This is a genomic window from Geminocystis sp. NIES-3709 (assembly GCF_001548115.1).
Taxonomy (GTDB): Bacteria; Cyanobacteriota; Cyanobacteriia; order Cyanobacteriales; family Cyanobacteriaceae; genus Geminocystis.
Genome location: NZ_AP014821.1, coordinates 3,841,652 through 3,858,743 on the forward strand (window position 1 = coordinate 3,841,652; position 17,092 = coordinate 3,858,743).

15 protein-coding genes are annotated in these 17,092 nt (G+C 34.7%); 5 read left to right on the forward strand and 10 right to left on the reverse strand.

Annotated features, from left to right (window positions below; translation table 11 throughout):
* Positions 1-94: 94 nt before the first annotated feature.
* Positions 95-1,894: a threonine--tRNA ligase gene (gene thrS, locus GM3709_RS16375; protein WP_066121278.1), complete on the forward strand. Its 1,800-nt coding sequence runs from the start codon at positions 95-97 to the stop codon at positions 1,892-1,894.
* Between the two features lie 82 nt (positions 1,895-1,976).
* On the opposite strand, the gene GM3709_RS16380 is transcribed toward thrS, so the two are convergent.
* On the reverse strand, positions 1,977-2,462 hold the full coding sequence (locus GM3709_RS16380; protein WP_197671908.1) for a photosystem I reaction center subunit XI: 486 nt from the start codon (positions 2,460-2,462) through the stop codon (positions 1,977-1,979).
* Between the two features lie 190 nt (positions 2,463-2,652).
* Between GM3709_RS16380 and GM3709_RS16385 the strand changes: the two genes are divergently transcribed.
* On the forward strand, positions 2,653-2,769 hold the full coding sequence (locus GM3709_RS16385; protein ID WP_066121282.1) for a photosystem I reaction center subunit VIII: 117 nt from the start codon (positions 2,653-2,655) through the stop codon (positions 2,767-2,769).
* A 128-nt stretch (positions 2,770-2,897) separates the two neighbouring features.
* On the opposite strand, the gene GM3709_RS16390 is transcribed toward GM3709_RS16385, so the two are convergent.
* From GM3709_RS16390 to GM3709_RS16405, 4 genes are all read right to left on the reverse strand, one after another.
* The gene (locus GM3709_RS16390; protein ID WP_066121284.1) at positions 2,898-3,299 is read right to left on the reverse strand and encodes a fasciclin domain-containing protein; all 402 of its coding nucleotides are present in this window, start codon (positions 3,297-3,299) and stop codon (positions 2,898-2,900) included.
* Between the two features lie 120 nt (positions 3,300-3,419).
* Positions 3,420-4,706 (reverse strand): CO2 hydration protein, encoded by a 1,287-nt coding sequence (locus GM3709_RS16395; RefSeq protein ID WP_066121286.1) that lies wholly within the window; start codon positions 4,704-4,706, stop codon positions 3,420-3,422.
* 78 nt (positions 4,707-4,784) lie between these two features.
* The gene (locus tag GM3709_RS16400) at positions 4,785-6,248 is read right to left on the reverse strand and encodes an NADH-quinone oxidoreductase subunit M (RefSeq protein WP_066121288.1); all 1,464 of its coding nucleotides are present in this window, start codon (positions 6,246-6,248) and stop codon (positions 4,785-4,787) included.
* A gap of 167 nt (positions 6,249-6,415) precedes the next feature.
* Positions 6,416-8,233 (reverse strand): NAD(P)H-quinone oxidoreductase subunit F, encoded by a 1,818-nt coding sequence (locus GM3709_RS16405; RefSeq protein ID WP_082713026.1) that lies wholly within the window; start codon positions 8,231-8,233, stop codon positions 6,416-6,418.
* Between the two features lie 218 nt (positions 8,234-8,451).
* Between GM3709_RS16405 and GM3709_RS16410 the strand changes: the two genes are divergently transcribed.
* Together GM3709_RS16410 and GM3709_RS16415 are read left to right on the forward strand one after the other, a co-directional pair.
* Entirely contained in the window at positions 8,452-8,871 is a 420-nt protein-coding gene (locus GM3709_RS16410; protein WP_066121292.1) for a thiol-disulfide oxidoreductase DCC family protein, read from the forward strand.
* 48 nt (positions 8,872-8,919) lie between these two features.
* Positions 8,920-10,704, forward strand: coding sequence for an HTTM domain-containing protein (locus GM3709_RS16415; RefSeq protein ID WP_066121294.1), 1,785 nt, complete (start codon positions 8,920-8,922; stop codon positions 10,702-10,704).
* 74 nt (positions 10,705-10,778) lie between these two features.
* Here GM3709_RS16415 and GM3709_RS16420 read toward each other — a convergent pair whose 3' ends face one another.
* The 5 genes from GM3709_RS16420 to rsmI all read right to left on the reverse strand — a co-directional run bounded on the left by GM3709_RS16420 (position 10,779) and on the right by rsmI (position 16,489).
* On the reverse strand, positions 10,779-12,083 hold the full coding sequence (locus GM3709_RS16420; RefSeq protein WP_066121296.1) for a hypothetical protein: 1,305 nt from the start codon (positions 12,081-12,083) through the stop codon (positions 10,779-10,781).
* Positions 12,084-12,178: 95 nt separating this feature from the next.
* Positions 12,179-12,850 carry a GspH/FimT family pseudopilin gene (locus tag GM3709_RS16425; protein ID WP_066121298.1) on the reverse strand — a complete coding sequence of 224 codons (672 nt, stop codon included), beginning with the start codon at positions 12,848-12,850 and terminating at the stop codon, positions 12,179-12,181.
* Positions 12,825-13,376: a hypothetical protein gene (locus GM3709_RS16430; RefSeq protein ID WP_066121300.1), complete on the reverse strand. Its 552-nt coding sequence runs from the start codon at positions 13,374-13,376 to the stop codon at positions 12,825-12,827. Before GM3709_RS16430 ends, GM3709_RS16425 begins: the two co-directional genes overlap by 26 nt.
* 115 nt (positions 13,377-13,491) lie before the next feature.
* A complete protein-coding gene (locus GM3709_RS16435; RefSeq protein ID WP_066121302.1) occupies positions 13,492-15,042 on the reverse strand; it encodes a hypothetical protein in 1,551 nt (516 codons plus the stop codon).
* A gap of 619 nt (positions 15,043-15,661) precedes the next feature.
* Positions 15,662-16,489, reverse strand: coding sequence for a 16S rRNA (cytidine(1402)-2'-O)-methyltransferase (rsmI, locus tag GM3709_RS16440; protein ID WP_066121304.1), 828 nt, complete (start codon positions 16,487-16,489; stop codon positions 15,662-15,664).
* A gap of 91 nt (positions 16,490-16,580) precedes the next feature.
* Between rsmI and GM3709_RS16445 the strand changes: the two genes are divergently transcribed.
* On the forward strand, positions 16,581-16,919 hold the full coding sequence (locus tag GM3709_RS16445) for a hypothetical protein (RefSeq protein ID WP_066121306.1): 339 nt from the start codon (positions 16,581-16,583) through the stop codon (positions 16,917-16,919).
* Positions 16,920-17,092: the final 173 nt, after the last annotated feature.

Sequence of the window (17,092 nt, forward strand, 5' to 3'; positions counted from 1 at the left end):
TTTTAAGATTTTCTATTGCTGATAATTCTGAAAATAGAGAAAATCAAAGAATCTAAACTGATATTATATTAATTTCTCAACTATATAAAATTTCATGACCACAGAAACCATTAAATTACCACGCACGAGCGAATCCGAACATTTAAAGAAAATTCGTCATACCACTTCTCATGTTATGGCGATGGCGGTACAAAAATTATACCCTAATGCACAGGTAACGATCGGTCCTTGGACAGAAAACGGATTTTACTATGATTTCGATTTGCCCGAACCTTTAGCAGAGAAAGATTTAAAGGTAATCAAAAAAGAGATGACGAAAATTATTAACCGTAAATTACCTGTAATTCGGGAAGTCGTCACGAGAGAAGAAGCCCAAACTCGAATCAAAAATATTAATGAACCTTATAAATTAGAGATTTTAGACACGATTAAGGATGATACGATTACAATTTACCATTTAGGGGAAGAATGGTGGGATTTATGCGCCGGCCCTCACGTTGACACTACCGCAGATTTGAATCCAAAAGCGATCGAGCTTGAAAGTATTGCCGGTGCTTACTGGCGTGGTGACTCTAATAACAAGCAATTACAAAGGCTTTACGGTACAGCATGGGAAACTCCTGAACAATTGGCAGAATACAAAAGACGTAAAGAAGAAGCCTTAAAACGAGATCATCGTAAATTAGGAAAAGAATTGGGTTTATTTATTTTTGCAGATCCCGTTGGTCCTGGTTTGCCATTATGGACACCAAAAGGCACCGTAATTCGCTCAACTTTAGAGGATTTTCTCAAAAAAGAGCAAATGAAACGGGGTTATCTACAAGTTGTTAGTCCTCACATCGGCAGAGTCGATTTATTTAAGATTTCTGGACATTGGCAAAACTATAAAGAAGATATGTTTCCCATGATGGCGGATAACGCCGAGGAAGCAGAAAAAGAAGTCGGTTTCGTCTTAAAACCCATGAATTGCCCGTTTCATATTCAAATCTATAAAAGTGAACTACGATCGTACCGTGACTTACCCATGCGTTTAGCTGAATTTGGTACAGTGTATCGTTATGAACAATCAGGGGAATTGGGAGGGTTAACAAGAGTTAGAGGCTTTACAGTGGATGATTCTCACCTCTTTGTAACTCCTGATCAACTCGAATCAGAATTTTTCAGCGTAGTTGACTTAATTTTATCTGTATTCAAAAGCCTACAACTTAAGAATTTTAAAGCACGTCTAAGTTTTCGAGATCCAGCCTCCGACAAATATATTGGTGGTGATGAAGTGTGGGAAAAAGCCCAAAACGCTATTCGTAACGCTGTACAACATCTTGATATGGAATACTTTGAAGCGGAAGGAGAAGCGGCATTTTATGGGCCTAAACTCGATTTTATCTTTCAAGATGCTTTAGAAAGAGAATGGCAATTAGGAACAGTTCAAGTTGACTACAATTTACCAGAAAGATTCGATCTTGAATATACTGCCCCTGATGGTACTCGTCAACGTCCGATTATGATTCATCGTGCGCCCTTTGGTTCTTTAGAGCGTCTTATTGGCATTTTAATTGAGGAATATGCGGGGGATTTCCCCTTGTGGTTAGCACCTATTCAAGTGCGTTTAATGCCTGTTAACGATGATTTTTCGGGATACTGTGAAGATGTTTGCCAAAAAATGTTACTCGCTGGTATTCGTGCTGAAGTTGATAATAGTAATGAAAGACTAGGCAAGATGATTCGTAACGGTGAAAAGCAGAAAATCCCTGTTATGGCAGTGGTTGGTGGTAACGAAGTAGAAAATAATACTCTCAATATTCGTACTCGTGCTTCTGGAGAGTTAGGTGCTATTTCTGTTTCGGAAGTTATCGCTAAAATGACCAATGCGATCGATAATCATGGTAGTTTTTAGTTAAAAACAAAAATTTTTCCTTATAGAAAATAAAAAGAGGTGAGCAATGCTCACCCCATAATTGTTAATTATTAATTAATTACTATGATGACCAAACACCACTAGCTACTTCAATTAACGGTTTTAAGTGGGGAGTTTGACATAGGAAAAAGGCAAAAAATGCACCACCACAAGCACCTAATAAGAAACCTCCTGCAAATTCACTCCAACCTTCTTTAGTAGCTAAATCTAGGGGTACGTTAGGAGTTGTAAGGGTTTCAGTAGGTTTACCTACTCCCACAGCACCATAGATAGATAAGCAAATGGTGAGGATGGAAACTATACCAATAGTGGCTAATAAACCAGCAGTAGGGCCATATTCCGTTAAACGGAGAGGTCCTAATACGGCAAAAGGCCCGTATAATAAATAACCATGAGCCATACCAACTTCTAACCCACGACGATTAGGGGATAAACCTTGACGGTAGGCAGGAAGGGCATTAATAAAGGCTTTTGTAAAAGCAGATCCATTTACGGGAGTAGAGAGATTTCCTACTTGAGGATCGTTACCGCAATTAACTACATCAATACTCATTGCTTTTTATGTAATCTCCTTAAAGTTTTTATCAAAATTTGACTATTTTTAGGTTACTTTAACTCGATCGGAGTCGGATCAGAATTTTTTGTTAAGAATCTTTATATTTGATCCTTTTTGGTCTATCTTCACAGTAATATCCTTTTAGGTTAATTTTATTTTTTAGTATAGGAACATATTAAACATGATCGGAGATTTTGCTGCATCTTTTCTACCTACTGTCTTCGTTCCCATCGTTGGCTGGGTTTTCCCTGCGGTAGTTATGGGATTGTTATTTTTACACTTTGAAAGTGAAGCGTAATAGTACTTTTAACAGTTAACAATTAATCATTACATGAGGACAGAAGATAGGGAATAGGAAATAGGCAATAGTTTTGGCAAGGGTGAGACGATCGCTTTTTGCCTTACCCTCACCAAAAGAATCTTAAATTATCCCATCAAAATAACGTTATCAATAACGTGAATGACTCCGTTATCGGCTTCAATATCTTGCATAATGACAGTGGCATTTTTCACCTCAAAACCATCGCTACAGTCGATCGAAATCGGTGATCCTTCAATAGAGATTACAGAATCCATATTTTCTAAATCGGCTTTCATCAATTTTCCTGACACCACATGATAAGTTAAAATTCGAGCTAATTGGGGTATATTTTGGAGTAAAGTTGTAATGGTGCCGGGGGGAAGTTTAGCAAAAGCATCGTCAGTGGGTGCAAATACGGTAAATTTACCTTCACTTTTCAAGACATCAACTAAATTAGCGGCGGTAACGGCGGCAACGAGGGTTTTAAAGTTATCGTTATTAACGGCAATATCGACTATATCTGGCATAATAATGGTACTCCTAATGGTAGATTAACATTTAAGAAAATGGGATTAATCATGTGAACTATGGTAATGTTGGGCAATGCCCAAGCTACTTAAAATTTTTGTGTCTTTGCAAGAAAAAGATTAACGATAATTTTGGGATTGAATATCTCTTAATCTTGCCTCTGGGCGCTTGAATCTATCCATTTGCATTTCAAAGAATTGACGATTTTTCATTAAATGTTTGGGATTTTCGTCATCAAGAGGATAAAGTAAAGCCGTGCGTAAAGCCTGAATTACTGCTGAGGTTACATTGTACATCGATCGTTGAAAAGTAATACCAAGCTGAATTAACATATCATCTTCTCCCCGACAGTGTTTTTGATAGTATTCCACAAGATAAGGGGGTAAGAAATGCAACATATCATCCATTAAAAGAGTGGGGGGGATTCCGGCACTACCCACAGGAAAGACATCTGCATAGAGGATACCATAATGGAAGTCTTTTTGCTCACGGGGTACTTGATTTGCCTGTGCATTGTAAGATTTTGTACCTCGAAATGGAGATGTGCGATAAAATACTGCTTCTACATAGGGTAAAGCGGCTTCATATAGCCATGTAAAACCCTTTGATTTGGGGATAATTTCATAACATTTGTCATTAATATATACATGATGATATATTGGTCTTCCTGCGATCGCAAATATGCCATTGACGAGGAAATTCATGGCATCAGGCACACCTTTAAAACCGCCTTCGTCATAAATATCGGACATCTCGAAGAAAACCGGTGCCATAACTTCCCAGAATAACCCTAAATTAGCATAATAGGATAATTGTCTGACTTGCTCTAAAAACATCTCAGGAAATACTTTATACAAGCCTAACATGAGAGGATTGCCTTTAAAGTAGGCTTTGATAGCTACATCTGCATTAGCTTTATATTCATCGCTATCGAGATAAGCGTCAAATTTGCCCATACCCATATCTCTACCATGCCATAGCATTGCTCTCATACAAGCCTCAGCAAACTCCATATTAATTCGATCGTGCAGTAAATGGTGAGCTAATTTTGGCATTTTGCTAGTTTCTCCTTTTTCCATAAAAGTGAGTAACTCAGGATGTGCTGTTGCTTTACCTCTCCATATTCTTAAATCAGCGCTATCTCCTGCGTAATGGTTGGGCAAATCAAGATACTCTTGAGAGATAAAATATTTAAAAAAGGGTATAGGATTGAGAAAAACTCTTTCAGCGATATAAAGTAAATCTCGCCAATAGAAATCCATCGGCACAGCGTAGGCTTTATAAATACCAATAATTTGCATAAGATTTTCTGGGGTATCTGGTAACATAGAACCACCAGCTTCTAAACGGTGAATAACATCAGCAAATTCGTGAGTAGAAGGGGGAATTTTCGTTTTTGTTTTCATGATGTTTTGGGTTGTAAGATTTTTATTGATTTATTTTTGTTTCTAACAAAGACGCAAAGGCATAAAGAAGTACTAAAGCTAAAAAAGGGCGATCGAAATGCTAGTATTTAGAGTTAGATTCGTCAGAAAAGAAGGTTGTAAACCAAAGAAAATAATCAAAATAGCAAATACGAAGGCAGGAAAACGCTCATAGGAAGCAACTTTTGGTAAATATCCCTTTTGATTTTCCATTCTGCCAAAAAATACTCTGTTTAAAAGAATCACAAAGTAAACTGCTGTTAAACCAGTTGCAATTAAACAAATGAGAGTATAAACAGGAAAAATGCTAAAACTCCCCTGAAAAGAAAGAAATTCACCGATAAATCCTACCATACCCGGAATACCAGCACTTGCCATCACGGCTGTAATCATTAAACCACCGACAAACGGTAAACCACGATAAGGATTCATTAAACCGTGTAACTGAGATAATTCTCTTGTGCCTGTTTTTTCCTCAATGATACCCACCAAATTAAACAATAATGCCACTATTAAACCGTGAGCAAACATTTGACAAATTGCTCCTGTTATGCTTAAAGATGTACCTGCCGCAGTTGCTAACACCACAAAATTGATATGGGCAAGGGAAGCATAGGAGATCATCTTCTTGATGTCAGTCTGAGAAATAGCGACTAATGAACCGTAAATAGCACTAATTACCGCCAAAATGGCTAAATAAGGTGATATGTCTCCCCAAACGTCAGGAAATAACTGTAACCCGAAACGAATTAAGCCGTAAGTACCAAGTTTTGAGACAATCCCCCCTAATAACATAGAAACGGGCGTTGATGATTCTGTATAAGCATCAGGCAACCATGTATGTAAAGGAAAAATGGGAATTTTGATGGCAAATCCGATTACGATCGTTAATAATAGTAAGACTTGTTTAGCCTGGGGTAAGATTCCTGTTGTGATGTCAACAATGTCAAAAGTGTTGCCATCAGTGAGAAAATTTAATCCTAAAAATGCTGTTAAAACAAAGATGCCGGAAAAAGCAGTGTACAGTAAGTATTTGATGGCGGCATAACCACTTTTGTCTTTTCCCCATATAGATATTAATAGATAAATGGGTACAAGTTTGATTTCATATAAAATGAAAAATAACAGAAGATTTTGAGCAATTAATGCACCATTAATACAACTACTTAAAAGTAAGATTAAAATGCAGTAAAGTTTTGGTTTAGGTAGTTTTTTACCATCAACTTCACTGCTATAGAAACTGAGGGTAATAATCAAACAATTAAGTATAATTAAGGGTAAAGATAAACCATCAATTCCTATCGTATAATTTAATCCGACAAAGGGCAACCATTCTAAAGATAACTCTGATTGTAAACCTATTTTTGTATGGTCGAAATTAAAGCCTATTAAAAGGCTGATAATAAAGGTTATACCGCTAAAAATTAGGGCAATATTCTTATTAATATTGCTTTCTTTTTCACTAGGGATAATTCCTATAACGATCGCTCCAATAATCGGTAATATTAGAAGTAAATTAAGCATTGTTCAAGAATTAAAATTTTATTAATTTAATTGAATGTATCTTTTTCTAAATTATCTATAGCAATCCTAAATTATTTATCTACTTTATAAGCTCATTTTTTTAATAGGGTGGAAGAATTAAAACAAAACTTATTTGTACAATTTATTTAGACTTACTACACTTATTTTTATTGAGTTAAGGTAAATATTATGGCAATAAATATTAATCCTAAAAGAATTGAAAAAATATATAATTGTGATTGTCCAGATGTGCTATATTTAAGAGCCTGTCCACCAAAAATAGTACTAAAACCCACTAAATTTACTGCACCATCTACTATATATCGATCGAACCAATAAGTTAGTTTTGCCGTAAAATTTACTAACGCCACGATCGTGATTTTATAAATATCTTGAATATATAAATCATTGGCGAACAAATTACGAATAACTTCAGGGATAATAGTAATAGTTTGTTCCGTTGATTTTTTGCCATAAATTAGAATAGCTAATCCGGCACCAATTAAAGTAGATACAGTATAAAAAATACCCAAATTTAACTCTAAATTAATCAGTTTAAATTGAGCTAAAACTAATGGTAAATGTAAGGTAACACCCATTAAAACCATCATCGGTAATATCATCGCCCACAATACTTCTGGCGATCGAACTGTCATTGGTTTTACTTCACCTAGAAATACCAGAGCAAAAGTTCTTAATAATGAAAAAACAGTCAAAGCATTAACTAAGAGTAAAACGGCAAATAACCAAGGTTGAGAAGAAAGCAAATCATCCCCAAGACGAGGAAGAATCCAAAAACCACCAAGAGGAGGAAACCCGACTAATCCAAAAGTACCTACTAAAAAAGAGATACCTGCGAGGGGGCGACGTTTCCATAAACCTCCCAACTGTGTCAAATCTTGAGTAATGTTACTGATAATAACTGTACCGATACTCATATACAGTAAAGCCATGGCAACGGCATAAACCGCTATCAAAAGTAACGCTGTTTTCTCGTGATTTGTGCCAATAGCGATGAATACTAATCCCATATAAGCACTTACAATATAAGATAATACTCGTTTTATATCCACTTGAGCAATGGCAATTAAAGAGGCTAACACTGCTGTCACCGCACCGATAATAACAACTATCTGCGATACAACTGATGACATTTCTAGCACTGGCTGTAACTGGATCAACACATAAGCACCGACAGGAACAACGATCGCATTTCTGAGAATAGAAGCAGGTAAAGGGCCTTCCATCGCTTCATCTAACCACAACTGCAAAGGAATTTGGGCACATTTTGCGATCGGTCCAGCAATAAGAGCTAAACAGAGTAAAGTAGAGAAAGTAGCATCAATGGGAGAATTATTTGCCCAGAATGCTAAATAGTTATAATTCCATGTGTTAGAAAAGGGATAAATGGCAATTACCCCCATTAATAATAAAATATCTCCTACCCGTTTTGTCCAAAAAGCATCCCGTGCCCCTGATATTACTAAAGGTTGTGCAAACCAAAAACCTACTAATAAATAAGTACCCAGAGTCAGAATTTCTAAATAGACATAGCTGAAGAATAAGGAATTACACAAAACTAAACCGCACATTCCAGCCTCGAAAAATCCCATGAGTGCGTAAAATCTTGCCCAACCCCAATCCATCTCCAGATAACCAACAGCGTATAATTGACACAAGACATTTAGTCCTGTAATCAAAGCTAAAGCACCTACGCTGATAGAGGAAATTTGCACATCAAAGGAGACATTTAAACTAGCAACTTTTAACCATGTAAAACGTAATTCTTGGGCAGGTTTTCCCCAAATTTGATACAAAGCAATAACACTATGGATAAATGCCATTGATGTCATCAGAATATTAATATAACCTGCCGGCCGTGAACCCGTTTTACGAATGATACCGGGAGACCAAAGTAAACCAATTAACCCTCCTATAAGGGTATAACAGGGTATAAACCAAATAGTTTCGTTAAAAAAATTCATGATTATTGATTAATAATTCCTATATTAATTATTTGTTTGTACATTATTGCTATTGATTTTTTTGTATTTATGATACTTAATATATAGACTAATGTCAATGGTCAAAATAAAAAAATATAGATTTATCATTAGAGTAAATACTATAGTAAAGTAATCGTGGAAAATAAATGAAAAACAATAGATAACAAAATCAGATTGATTATTTAGTAATAGCTTATATGAAATATTGTGTAATTTACGATGGTAATTGTAACTTTTGTGTAAATTTTGTTCAACTCTTAGAAAAATTCGATCGAGGTAAACTATTTAATTATATTCCCATGCAAGAAACCAAGGTTTTAGAACAATTAAATATTACTACGGAAGATTGTCAATTAGGTATGATTGTTATTAATCAGGATAATTTAAGTGAACGTTGGCAAGGGGATAAGGCCGCTGAAAAAATTATTGAATTATTACCGAATGGTCAAATATTTATCACTGCTTATCGAGGAATTCCGGGTTTGGGGTGGTTAGGAGAAAATAGTTATTTACAAGTTCGAGATAATCGTTATAAATGGTTTGGTTATCGAAAGCAAACTTACTATTCTTCCTATGGATTTGGGTGTCAAAATAATTCCTCTTGTTCAACGAAATAATTTAATAAAAACGTTAAATTATGCTATTATTTTAAGCAATAATTATATATGGATTTTTTAAGATTAAAATCTATTATTTTTACTCGGTTAGAAAAATTATTCGGATTTGATTTACGCTCTTTAGCTTTATTTAGAATTTGTTTAGGAATTTTAATTTTAATTGATTTAACCGTACGTTTTCAAGATTTAAAAGCCCATTACACAGATTTTGGTGTTTTACCACGGGATGTATTACTTACAAGACATTTTAATCCTTGGTTTTGGTCAATTCACTTATTTAGTGGACAAAGTCTATTTCAAATAGCTCTATTTTTGATGACCGGTATCTGTGCGATCGCATTAATTTTAGGTTATCAAACTAGATTATTTACTATTTTGTCATGGTTTTTTTTGGTTTCTTTACAAAATAGAAACCCCTTGATTAATAATAGTGGAGATGTTTTATTTCGTTTGCTATTATTCTGGTCAATATTTTTACCATTAGGATCTTATTATTCTGTTGATTATGCTTTAAATTTAGCAAAAAATAAACTATCAAAAAAGATTTTTTCAGGGGCAACTATAGCATTAACTTTTCAAATTTGTTTAATATACTGGTGTGCTTGGCTTTTCAAATCTGATCCCATTTGGCGTGTAGAAGGAACTGCTGTTTATTATGCGTTGAGTTTAGATTTATTTGCTACTTCTTTTGGTAAATATTTATTAAATTTTCCTGAACTTTTAAAGTTTTTAAATTTTGCTACGCTTTCGATCGAATTAATTGGGCCTTTTTTTCTATTTATGCCAATTTTTACAGATTCTTTTCGATTGGCAACTGTTATAGTTTTTATTGGATTACATCTGGGTTTTAGATTAGCTTTAATTATCGGAATATTTTATTTAGTTAGTTGTACTGGTTGGTTAATTTTTATTCCTAGTTTTGTATGGGATAAACTCAGTCTTAAATTAAGATTATCAACATCTAATTATCTTAAAATTTACTATGACGATCGAAACATTTTAGTAAAAAAAATTTTGTTTATAATCACAACTTTTCTGATATTACCACCAGAGATCTTAAATCCTTTAGAATCTGATAATCAAACAAAGTCTTGGTATATTATCAATGAAAAAAATCAAAAAATATATACTAATTTTCGAGCCTTAATTTATTTATTTACCTTATCTCCTTTATTATTTTTTATCAAACCACTTTTTAAGTTGAGCATTGGAAAAATTATCGTAAAAAAACTGTATAATTTCCCAAAGAAAAAAATCTCTATTTTTAGTTCCTTGATCGAACGAGTTAATTTTCATTCCTCTACTATTCGATATTCTTTAATTAATAGTTTTATTTGCCTATTTTTATTTGTTTGTATCTATTACTCGAACTTAACAGGTTTTAATTTTCTCAATGTTAATGTCCCTCCCTTTATACAAAATCTAACTTTAGCTTTAAGATTAGATCAAAAATGGAGTATGTTTTCTCCTTACCCTTATTTAGAAGATGGGTGGTTTGTGATTACGGCGAAGCTAAAAAATGGAGCAGAAATTGATTTATTTAATGAAGGTAAAAGTATTAGTTGGGAAAAGCCAAAATTAGTGTCAGCTACTTTTAAAAATCAACGTTGGCACAAATATCTGGAAATTTTATCTTCAAAAACCTATAGTGACGATCGTCTTTATTATGCTCAGTATCTTTGTCGTCAATGGAACTCTGAACATAAAGGAGAAAACCAACTAGATACATTCAAAATCTATTATATTTTAGAAAAGACTTTACCTAATTATGAAAAACCATCCTTACAAAAAATAATCTTGTGGGAACATTTTTGTTTTAAACCTCCCTTATAAAAATCCAGAATCTTCAATTCGTGAGAAAAAATCTAAAAAGCACATCGAAACACCCTCGAAATTTTAGATGATTATTAATCATTCCAAGTAATAGAAATTGCCGTAGTACAAGGTACACTTGAACCACCTGAAGGAGTTATTGATTGAACAGCTCTAGAGCCTGATGAAACATTAGTTATTGTGGGACTGCCGAATCCCGCCGACGTGATCGTATTAATAACAGCAGTTCTTCTTGATGAAGTATTGGTCGCAGTTCCGACTACGTCAGGGACAGTACAGAGAGCAACAGGAGGAGATGTAGTTGTACCTGTTGTACCTGTTAACCCCGTTGTAGTGGTAAGACCCGTTAATCCTGTTGTAGTGGTAAGACCGGTTAATCCTGTGGTTGTTGTCGTGGTAGTAAGGCCAGTTAATCCCGTTGTAGTGGTGAGACCGGTTAATCCTGTGGTTGTTGTAAGACCGGTTAATCCTGTGGTTGTTGTAAGACCTGTTGTACTTGTTGTCGTCGCCGTTGTTGTAGCAGTAGTCGTACCTGTTGTACCTGTTGTCGTCGCCGTTGTTGTAGCAGTGGTCGTACCTGTTGTACCTGTTGTCGTCGCCGTTGTTGTAGCAGTGGTCGTACCTGTTGTACCTGTTGTCGTCGCCGTTGTTGTAGCAGTGGTCGTACCTGTTGTACCTGTTGTCGTCGCCGTTGCAGACGCTATATTTTGCGTAAAGCTACGAGTACTTAAGCTAATAGGATCACTATTTCCGATAAAACCATATAAATAAACTTCGGCTTGACGTTGAAGAGAAGGAGTACCACTGGCAGGTGCTATACAAAAACGAAATCCTCCAGCACCAGCTAATGTCCACCCCGTTGTACAAGTGGGCAAGGGATTTGGATTTGTTGCTATAATACCATCAATTAAAGTATCTGTACTGGTTACTGATGCAAGACAATCATTCGGGTCTGGAGTCAATGTATTAGAAGCACCGTTTCTTACTCTAGTACGTCTAACCACTCCTGGTTTAAGCCAAATTTGAGTACCTGATGCAATATCAGCAAAACTGTAAGTAACTGTTTGAGTAGCATTGCAAACTGTATCCGTTGGGAAATTTAACACCAATTGATTAGTACTATTTTCCAACCGTTCTGCTTGAACTATATCTTGTTTAATATATCTGAGAGCTCGTTCTATTTCTGCTTGTCGAGTTCCCCTTGCCTGATTTCTAGCATCCTGTCTGAAAATATTAATGGTAAAAGATCCTGCTAGAGTGAGAACAAGAACTGTCATCATCGCCGCAACTAATAATTCTGTGAGAGTAAAACCCTTAATAGTTAAATTCTCATTATCGGGATCAATTGTATTTTTGGGATCAGGATTATTTTGATTCATGAGCTTAATAGGGATCTCTAAAAATTATATGATGATCGTATATAAGTATGAAAATTTAATTATTAGCTGAAATTGTCTTATTTATTCTCAAAAGTCTAATAATTGTTATTGTCATATCTCAGATTTTCTGTATTATTACAATTAGTTGATGAAATACTAGCGTTGTTTTGTTGACTTCCCCCTTCGATCGCAGGAACATTGGTATATTCTCCTGTTCTCATTAAAGCCAAAGGAGCAGAAATAACTATACACTTACTCTGTTTGGTACTTTCATTATAAATAACGATCGTTTGGTTAGATGCCACCGCAACTTCACCACTAAAATCATAGATAATTTGTCCTGCACCACTGGTTTTTATATTTAAAAGATTCTCTGTGCCTCGTCTTACAAGAATATTTCTCGTTTCTAAAATACAGTTACGAGGAATATCATCAGTTGTGGAAGCAGTTCCTCGATCGTCTGTGATATTACTACCGGTAACGGTATAGAATAAATTATTACCGGTCGTTGTTCCGGTAACGTTATCAATGGTAACAGTACAATCTTGACTATATTTAATGGCGTTGCCTTGAGCCACTCTTAAAGCTGATTCTAAATCTTGGGCTGCCGCCTTTAATTTTTCCTGTTGAAACATTCCTATAATAGACGGAGAAGCAACAGCACTCAAAATTCCAGCAATAACTAGAGTAACTAATAATTCCATTAAGGTAAAACCTTGCTCTAGTTTTAATTTATGCTTTTTATGGGGGACAAGAATAAGTTCCATTCGGAATTACCTCCGTATAAGTACTAAAAACATCACCTGCTGAACTTACTCTACTACCACTAGTAGGATAGGAAACTCGATATTGAATTCCTAGTCTATTTTCAGTGGCGGTATAAGTTCTAGTAATATTATAAGTTGAGTTGGAGAAACTAAAATTTGATCCAGTGGTGGGATAGGCAGTAATAATTGAATTCTGAAAGTTACTTCCATAAGTTCCACAAGTTCCTGCGGTATAACTAGAAGCTAAAAAATTAATACTGTCAATATCTTTATCAACCCACGCTATAGCCTGAGATTTTTCTTGAGAGCGAATATTAACCATTGCTGATAACATCATAGCCTGAGCTAAACCCAACAAAAACCCTGTGGCGACTAGCATGGAAACAGTTACTTCTAACAAGCTAAAACCTTGTTCTTTATTTGTTACTTGCCTATTGGAGATAGATTTAATCTGAGTTTTTAAAGAATTCATTAAACCGATTAATTTTACTTCTTCCTTGATATTTTTAAGAATCGGATTTTTCATAGTTTTCCGTCCTCATTACTCTCGATCGTTTTTTAATATAGAGCTAAATGGCCAAAAAAGAGGAAATTTTTATTTTCCCCTTCTTAAGATCAATTATGAAATATTCAGATTTGAATTAGTTGGGTTTTTCAATGCGCTCCCAACCATCAGGAGAACCCAAAGCTGGACTAACAACATTGTTAAGATAAGTTGCTAATTCGGCGTTGGTAGCACCTGTACCTAAATGGGCAACGTGGTTACCTTGACCACCGCCATCCCAACTGTTAATCCAATATACCCCTCTGTTATTAGGATTCTGAGTGCCACCAGTGGACATATTAAGACCTCCAGTACCAGCATAACAACCTTGAGCTTGACCACCACCATTAATATCTAAATCATAGGTAGGAGCATGAATAAAAGCAGAACAGATAGAAGCATTACCGCCAAGGTGAATATCTCCGTTAGCTGACTTACCAATAATTCTTAACTGTAATTCTCCAGTGTTGGCAGGATAAACTAAGTTACCGCCACTGATTTGGATACGAGAGTTTTTAATGGCGGATTGTCCACCTTGTAGATCAATATCACCACTTACATATACTGTTACTTTGTCGTATTTACCACTAGGTACACCAACTCGATCGGGTACATTAACAGTAAAATCTCCTGTAATAGAACTAATTGTATAACGATATTCACGAGTTCCATCCGCATTGGTGATGTAAGGAGCAGCTGAACCAGTAGCACTAATATCCGTAGCACTAGGAACAGTAACACCACTGGTAGAAGTTATAGCTCTGAAATTAGCTGTAGGAGTTGCAGGAGTTGCAGGCATAGTCATGTTTGTACCAATGATCTTATAACCTGATACGTCAAAAGGAGAACTAGAAAAAATATTGCCAGAACTAGGACAAGTTACGAGAATATTTGTTCTAATATCCGATGAACTAGAAGGAGATTTTACCCAAAGTCCAATGCCTTCTCCATTAACCGAAGGAATGGAGTCCGCCACAGAACGAGTATTACTAACAACAGGAAATGTTACGTTTGTATAATATTCAGCCCCAGAACCATTTGTTCCGCCGACTCTTCCGCCTATTTGCATCGTACCGTTATCATAAGTTAATAAACGATAGGAAAGAGACTCTCCAGAGGGAAGATTGGGGAGACTTGCCCATGTAGTAGTAGGAGTTCCTGAATTTCCAGCCGTTACACCAATGCCCGTACTCAAGTTAGATACAACAGTATTTGCTGTTGGCGTAGCGGTAGTAGGGAGGTTGTTACAAGCACTACTAGAAGAACCACTGGTGTTTGCTTGAAAAGAAGGACTTGAGGTTAGTTGATTGTTACCTTGTAACTCAGTGATTTTAGCGGCAATGGCGGTATTATTCCAGTTAGTGCTAGGCAAGGTGAGTAAAACAGGGTTTTTTCTTAAAAAGTCTTGTATCTGTGTTGCTCCAGCCTGTACTGCTTTTTCGGCTTGTACTGCTTGTTGAGTATTAGTTGCAGTTAATTTATTACTGTTTGCCTTTGCTACCATAACAACTCCCGCAGTAATAGCCACTAAAGAAAATCCTAATACGGCAAGAAATGTAAAACCTTTTTCTTCTTTAAGGTTCGCTCTATATATTAGGGTTAGTAAATTATTAAAGTTTTGGTTAATTTCATTTATTTTTTTATTCATGGCTTTATTCTCTTTATTCGTTTATTATTTAGAATTATTTTGATTTACATTACTTGAGCGTTCACTATTCCCTGTTTTACCTCTATGCTTTTAATGGTGATATAAATAATATAAATTTTTGTTACTGATATAGCATTTCTGAATGTTTTATGATACTTATCTCCTCATTCAAATTACGAGTCAATAGTAATTGCCGAGAAGATACCATGAAACAAGTGGATTTGTTATATTTACTTAATTAATTTTAAAAAATGGAATTCTATCTACTATAATGTACTGATTATTAGGAAAAACATACAGTATATTCACTTAAATTTTATATGAAGTTTCTGTAAAGTTTATAAAGAGATTATTTAATATTTAGGTAGTGAGTATTTGATCTTAAATATTCGTTAACAAGAAAGATGAAAGATAAAAATTTTGGTTGTTATTCTACGAATATAATATAAATTGAGCCTTGAGAACTTAATAACTATGTTGATTATGAGAAGGTAGTGATTTTAACTAAGTAATGTAAACTTGATCTCCTAAAAGCTATTTTCATTCACATCAGAAGTATTCAATAATTTGATTTATATGATATTCTTTTTTACATTTCTCATAGTATCGTTGCTAATTATTAATTGTTCATTAGTTTATAAATTTCTCGACGGGAAAGGTTTGTCTCTTTAGCTAAAAGTTGACTAGCTTCGGTTTTACTCATTCCTTGCTCGATTAACTGAATCATTTCCTCTTTAATTTCCGTTTCTGAAAGATTAATTTGATCGAAATCTTGATTTCCTTCTAAAATAATTGTATATTCTCCTTTCGGCTCTCGATTTTGATATAGTTCGATCGAGCTTTGAATTGTACCACGCCAAATAGTTTCATGAAGTTTCGTTAATTCTCTAGCTAAAACAATGAGGCGATTGTTGTCAAAAAATTGAGAAAAATCCGTAAGGGTTTTGATAAGGCGATGGGGTGCTTCATAAAAAATCATTGTCCGTTTTTCTCGTTGTAAACTTTGCAGTAAGTCATCTCTTAATTTTTTTTTCGTGGGCAAAAATCCTTCAAAACAGAATCTTTCTGTGGTTAAACCAGAAGCAATTAAACCATTAATTCCGGCGATCGCTCCAGGTATGGGTATAATGTTAATATGGGCTTCTATACAAGCTAAGACTAAATTGTAGCCCGGATCTGAAATAGCTGGAGTACCTGCATCGGTGACTAAGGCAATATTTAAGCCACTCAATAATTTATCCAATAATTCTTTAACTCTTGCTTGATGGTTATGTTGATGATAACTGATGGTTGGGGTTTTGATTTGATAATGATGTAATAATTTCCCCGTGTGTCGGGTATCTTCGGCGGCGATTAAATCTACAGTTTGTAAGGTTTCGATCGCACGAAATGTAATATCTTTTAAATTTCCGATGGGAGTAGCTACGAGATAAAGTATTCCTGTCACGATGATAATTGACAATTTACAATGAACAATGAACAATGAACAATGAATAATAAACAATAAATAATTAAAATCAACTATTATTATTAATTTTATGAGCCAATTTACCCTTAATCTTCTTCAAGGTTCAATATCTTTCAATTTTAGTATTAGTGCGGCCGAAAAACTTAAGGAAGAAATCGCTGTTTTGATGGAAAGTTTAAAAGTTATTGCTATACAAGCTAAAAGTGGTGGTAAACCTAAGCAACAAAAACCGATGGAATATCAACATACTGGAGATGTTTTCTTTGAAGTTTTTTGTAATCCAAATATTTATGCTAGTCCTTTTTCTGCTAAAGTTTTGATTACTATCAGAGACGATCGTTTAAGATTAACTTCGGAAGCAGAGTTAACTCGTTTAATGGAAGATTTAGATCAATACTTAAATAATTAGGAATTAGTAATGAAAAAACAAAAAAAAAGGTATTAGGTGTTAGGTATTAGGTTAAATGCAAACTGTTAATTTATAACAAATTTATGTTTCAATTCTTATAATTTTGATAATGCAAACATTCTAACGTTTATTTTATCTGAAATTTATTATAACTACCTGTAAAAGAGCCAAAC

Coding starts and splice junctions, on each gene's coding strand:
- GM3709_RS16415 (WP_066121294.1), top strand. CDS start 8,920: ATGGATTTTTTAAGATTAAAATCTATTATTTTTACTCGGTTAGAAAAA.
- GM3709_RS16390 (WP_066121284.1), bottom strand. CDS start 3,299: ATGCCAGATATAGTCGATATTGCCGTTAATAACGATAACTTTAAAACC.
- GM3709_RS16405 (WP_082713026.1), bottom strand. CDS start 8,233: ATGAATTTTTTTAACGAAACTATTTGGTTTATACCCTGTTATACCCTT.
- GM3709_RS16445 (WP_066121306.1), top strand. CDS start 16,581: ATGAGCCAATTTACCCTTAATCTTCTTCAAGGTTCAATATCTTTCAAT.
- GM3709_RS16400 (WP_066121288.1), bottom strand. CDS start 6,248: ATGCTTAATTTACTTCTAATATTACCGATTATTGGAGCGATCGTTATA.
- GM3709_RS16420 (WP_066121296.1), bottom strand. CDS start 12,083: ATGAATCAAAATAATCCTGATCCCAAAAATACAATTGATCCCGATAAT.
- GM3709_RS16425 (WP_066121298.1), bottom strand. CDS start 12,850: ATGGAACTTATTCTTGTCCCCCATAAAAAGCATAAATTAAAACTAGAG.
- GM3709_RS16395 (WP_066121286.1), bottom strand. CDS start 4,706: ATGAAAACAAAAACGAAAATTCCCCCTTCTACTCACGAATTTGCTGAT.
- GM3709_RS16435 (WP_066121302.1), bottom strand. CDS start 15,042: ATGAATAAAAAAATAAATGAAATTAACCAAAACTTTAATAATTTACTA.
- GM3709_RS16385 (WP_066121282.1), top strand. CDS start 2,653: ATGATCGGAGATTTTGCTGCATCTTTTCTACCTACTGTCTTCGTTCCC.
- GM3709_RS16410 (WP_066121292.1), top strand. CDS start 8,452: ATGAAATATTGTGTAATTTACGATGGTAATTGTAACTTTTGTGTAAAT.
- GM3709_RS16430 (WP_066121300.1), bottom strand. CDS start 13,376: ATGAAAAATCCGATTCTTAAAAATATCAAGGAAGAAGTAAAATTAATC.
- thrS (WP_066121278.1), top strand. CDS start 95: ATGACCACAGAAACCATTAAATTACCACGCACGAGCGAATCCGAACAT.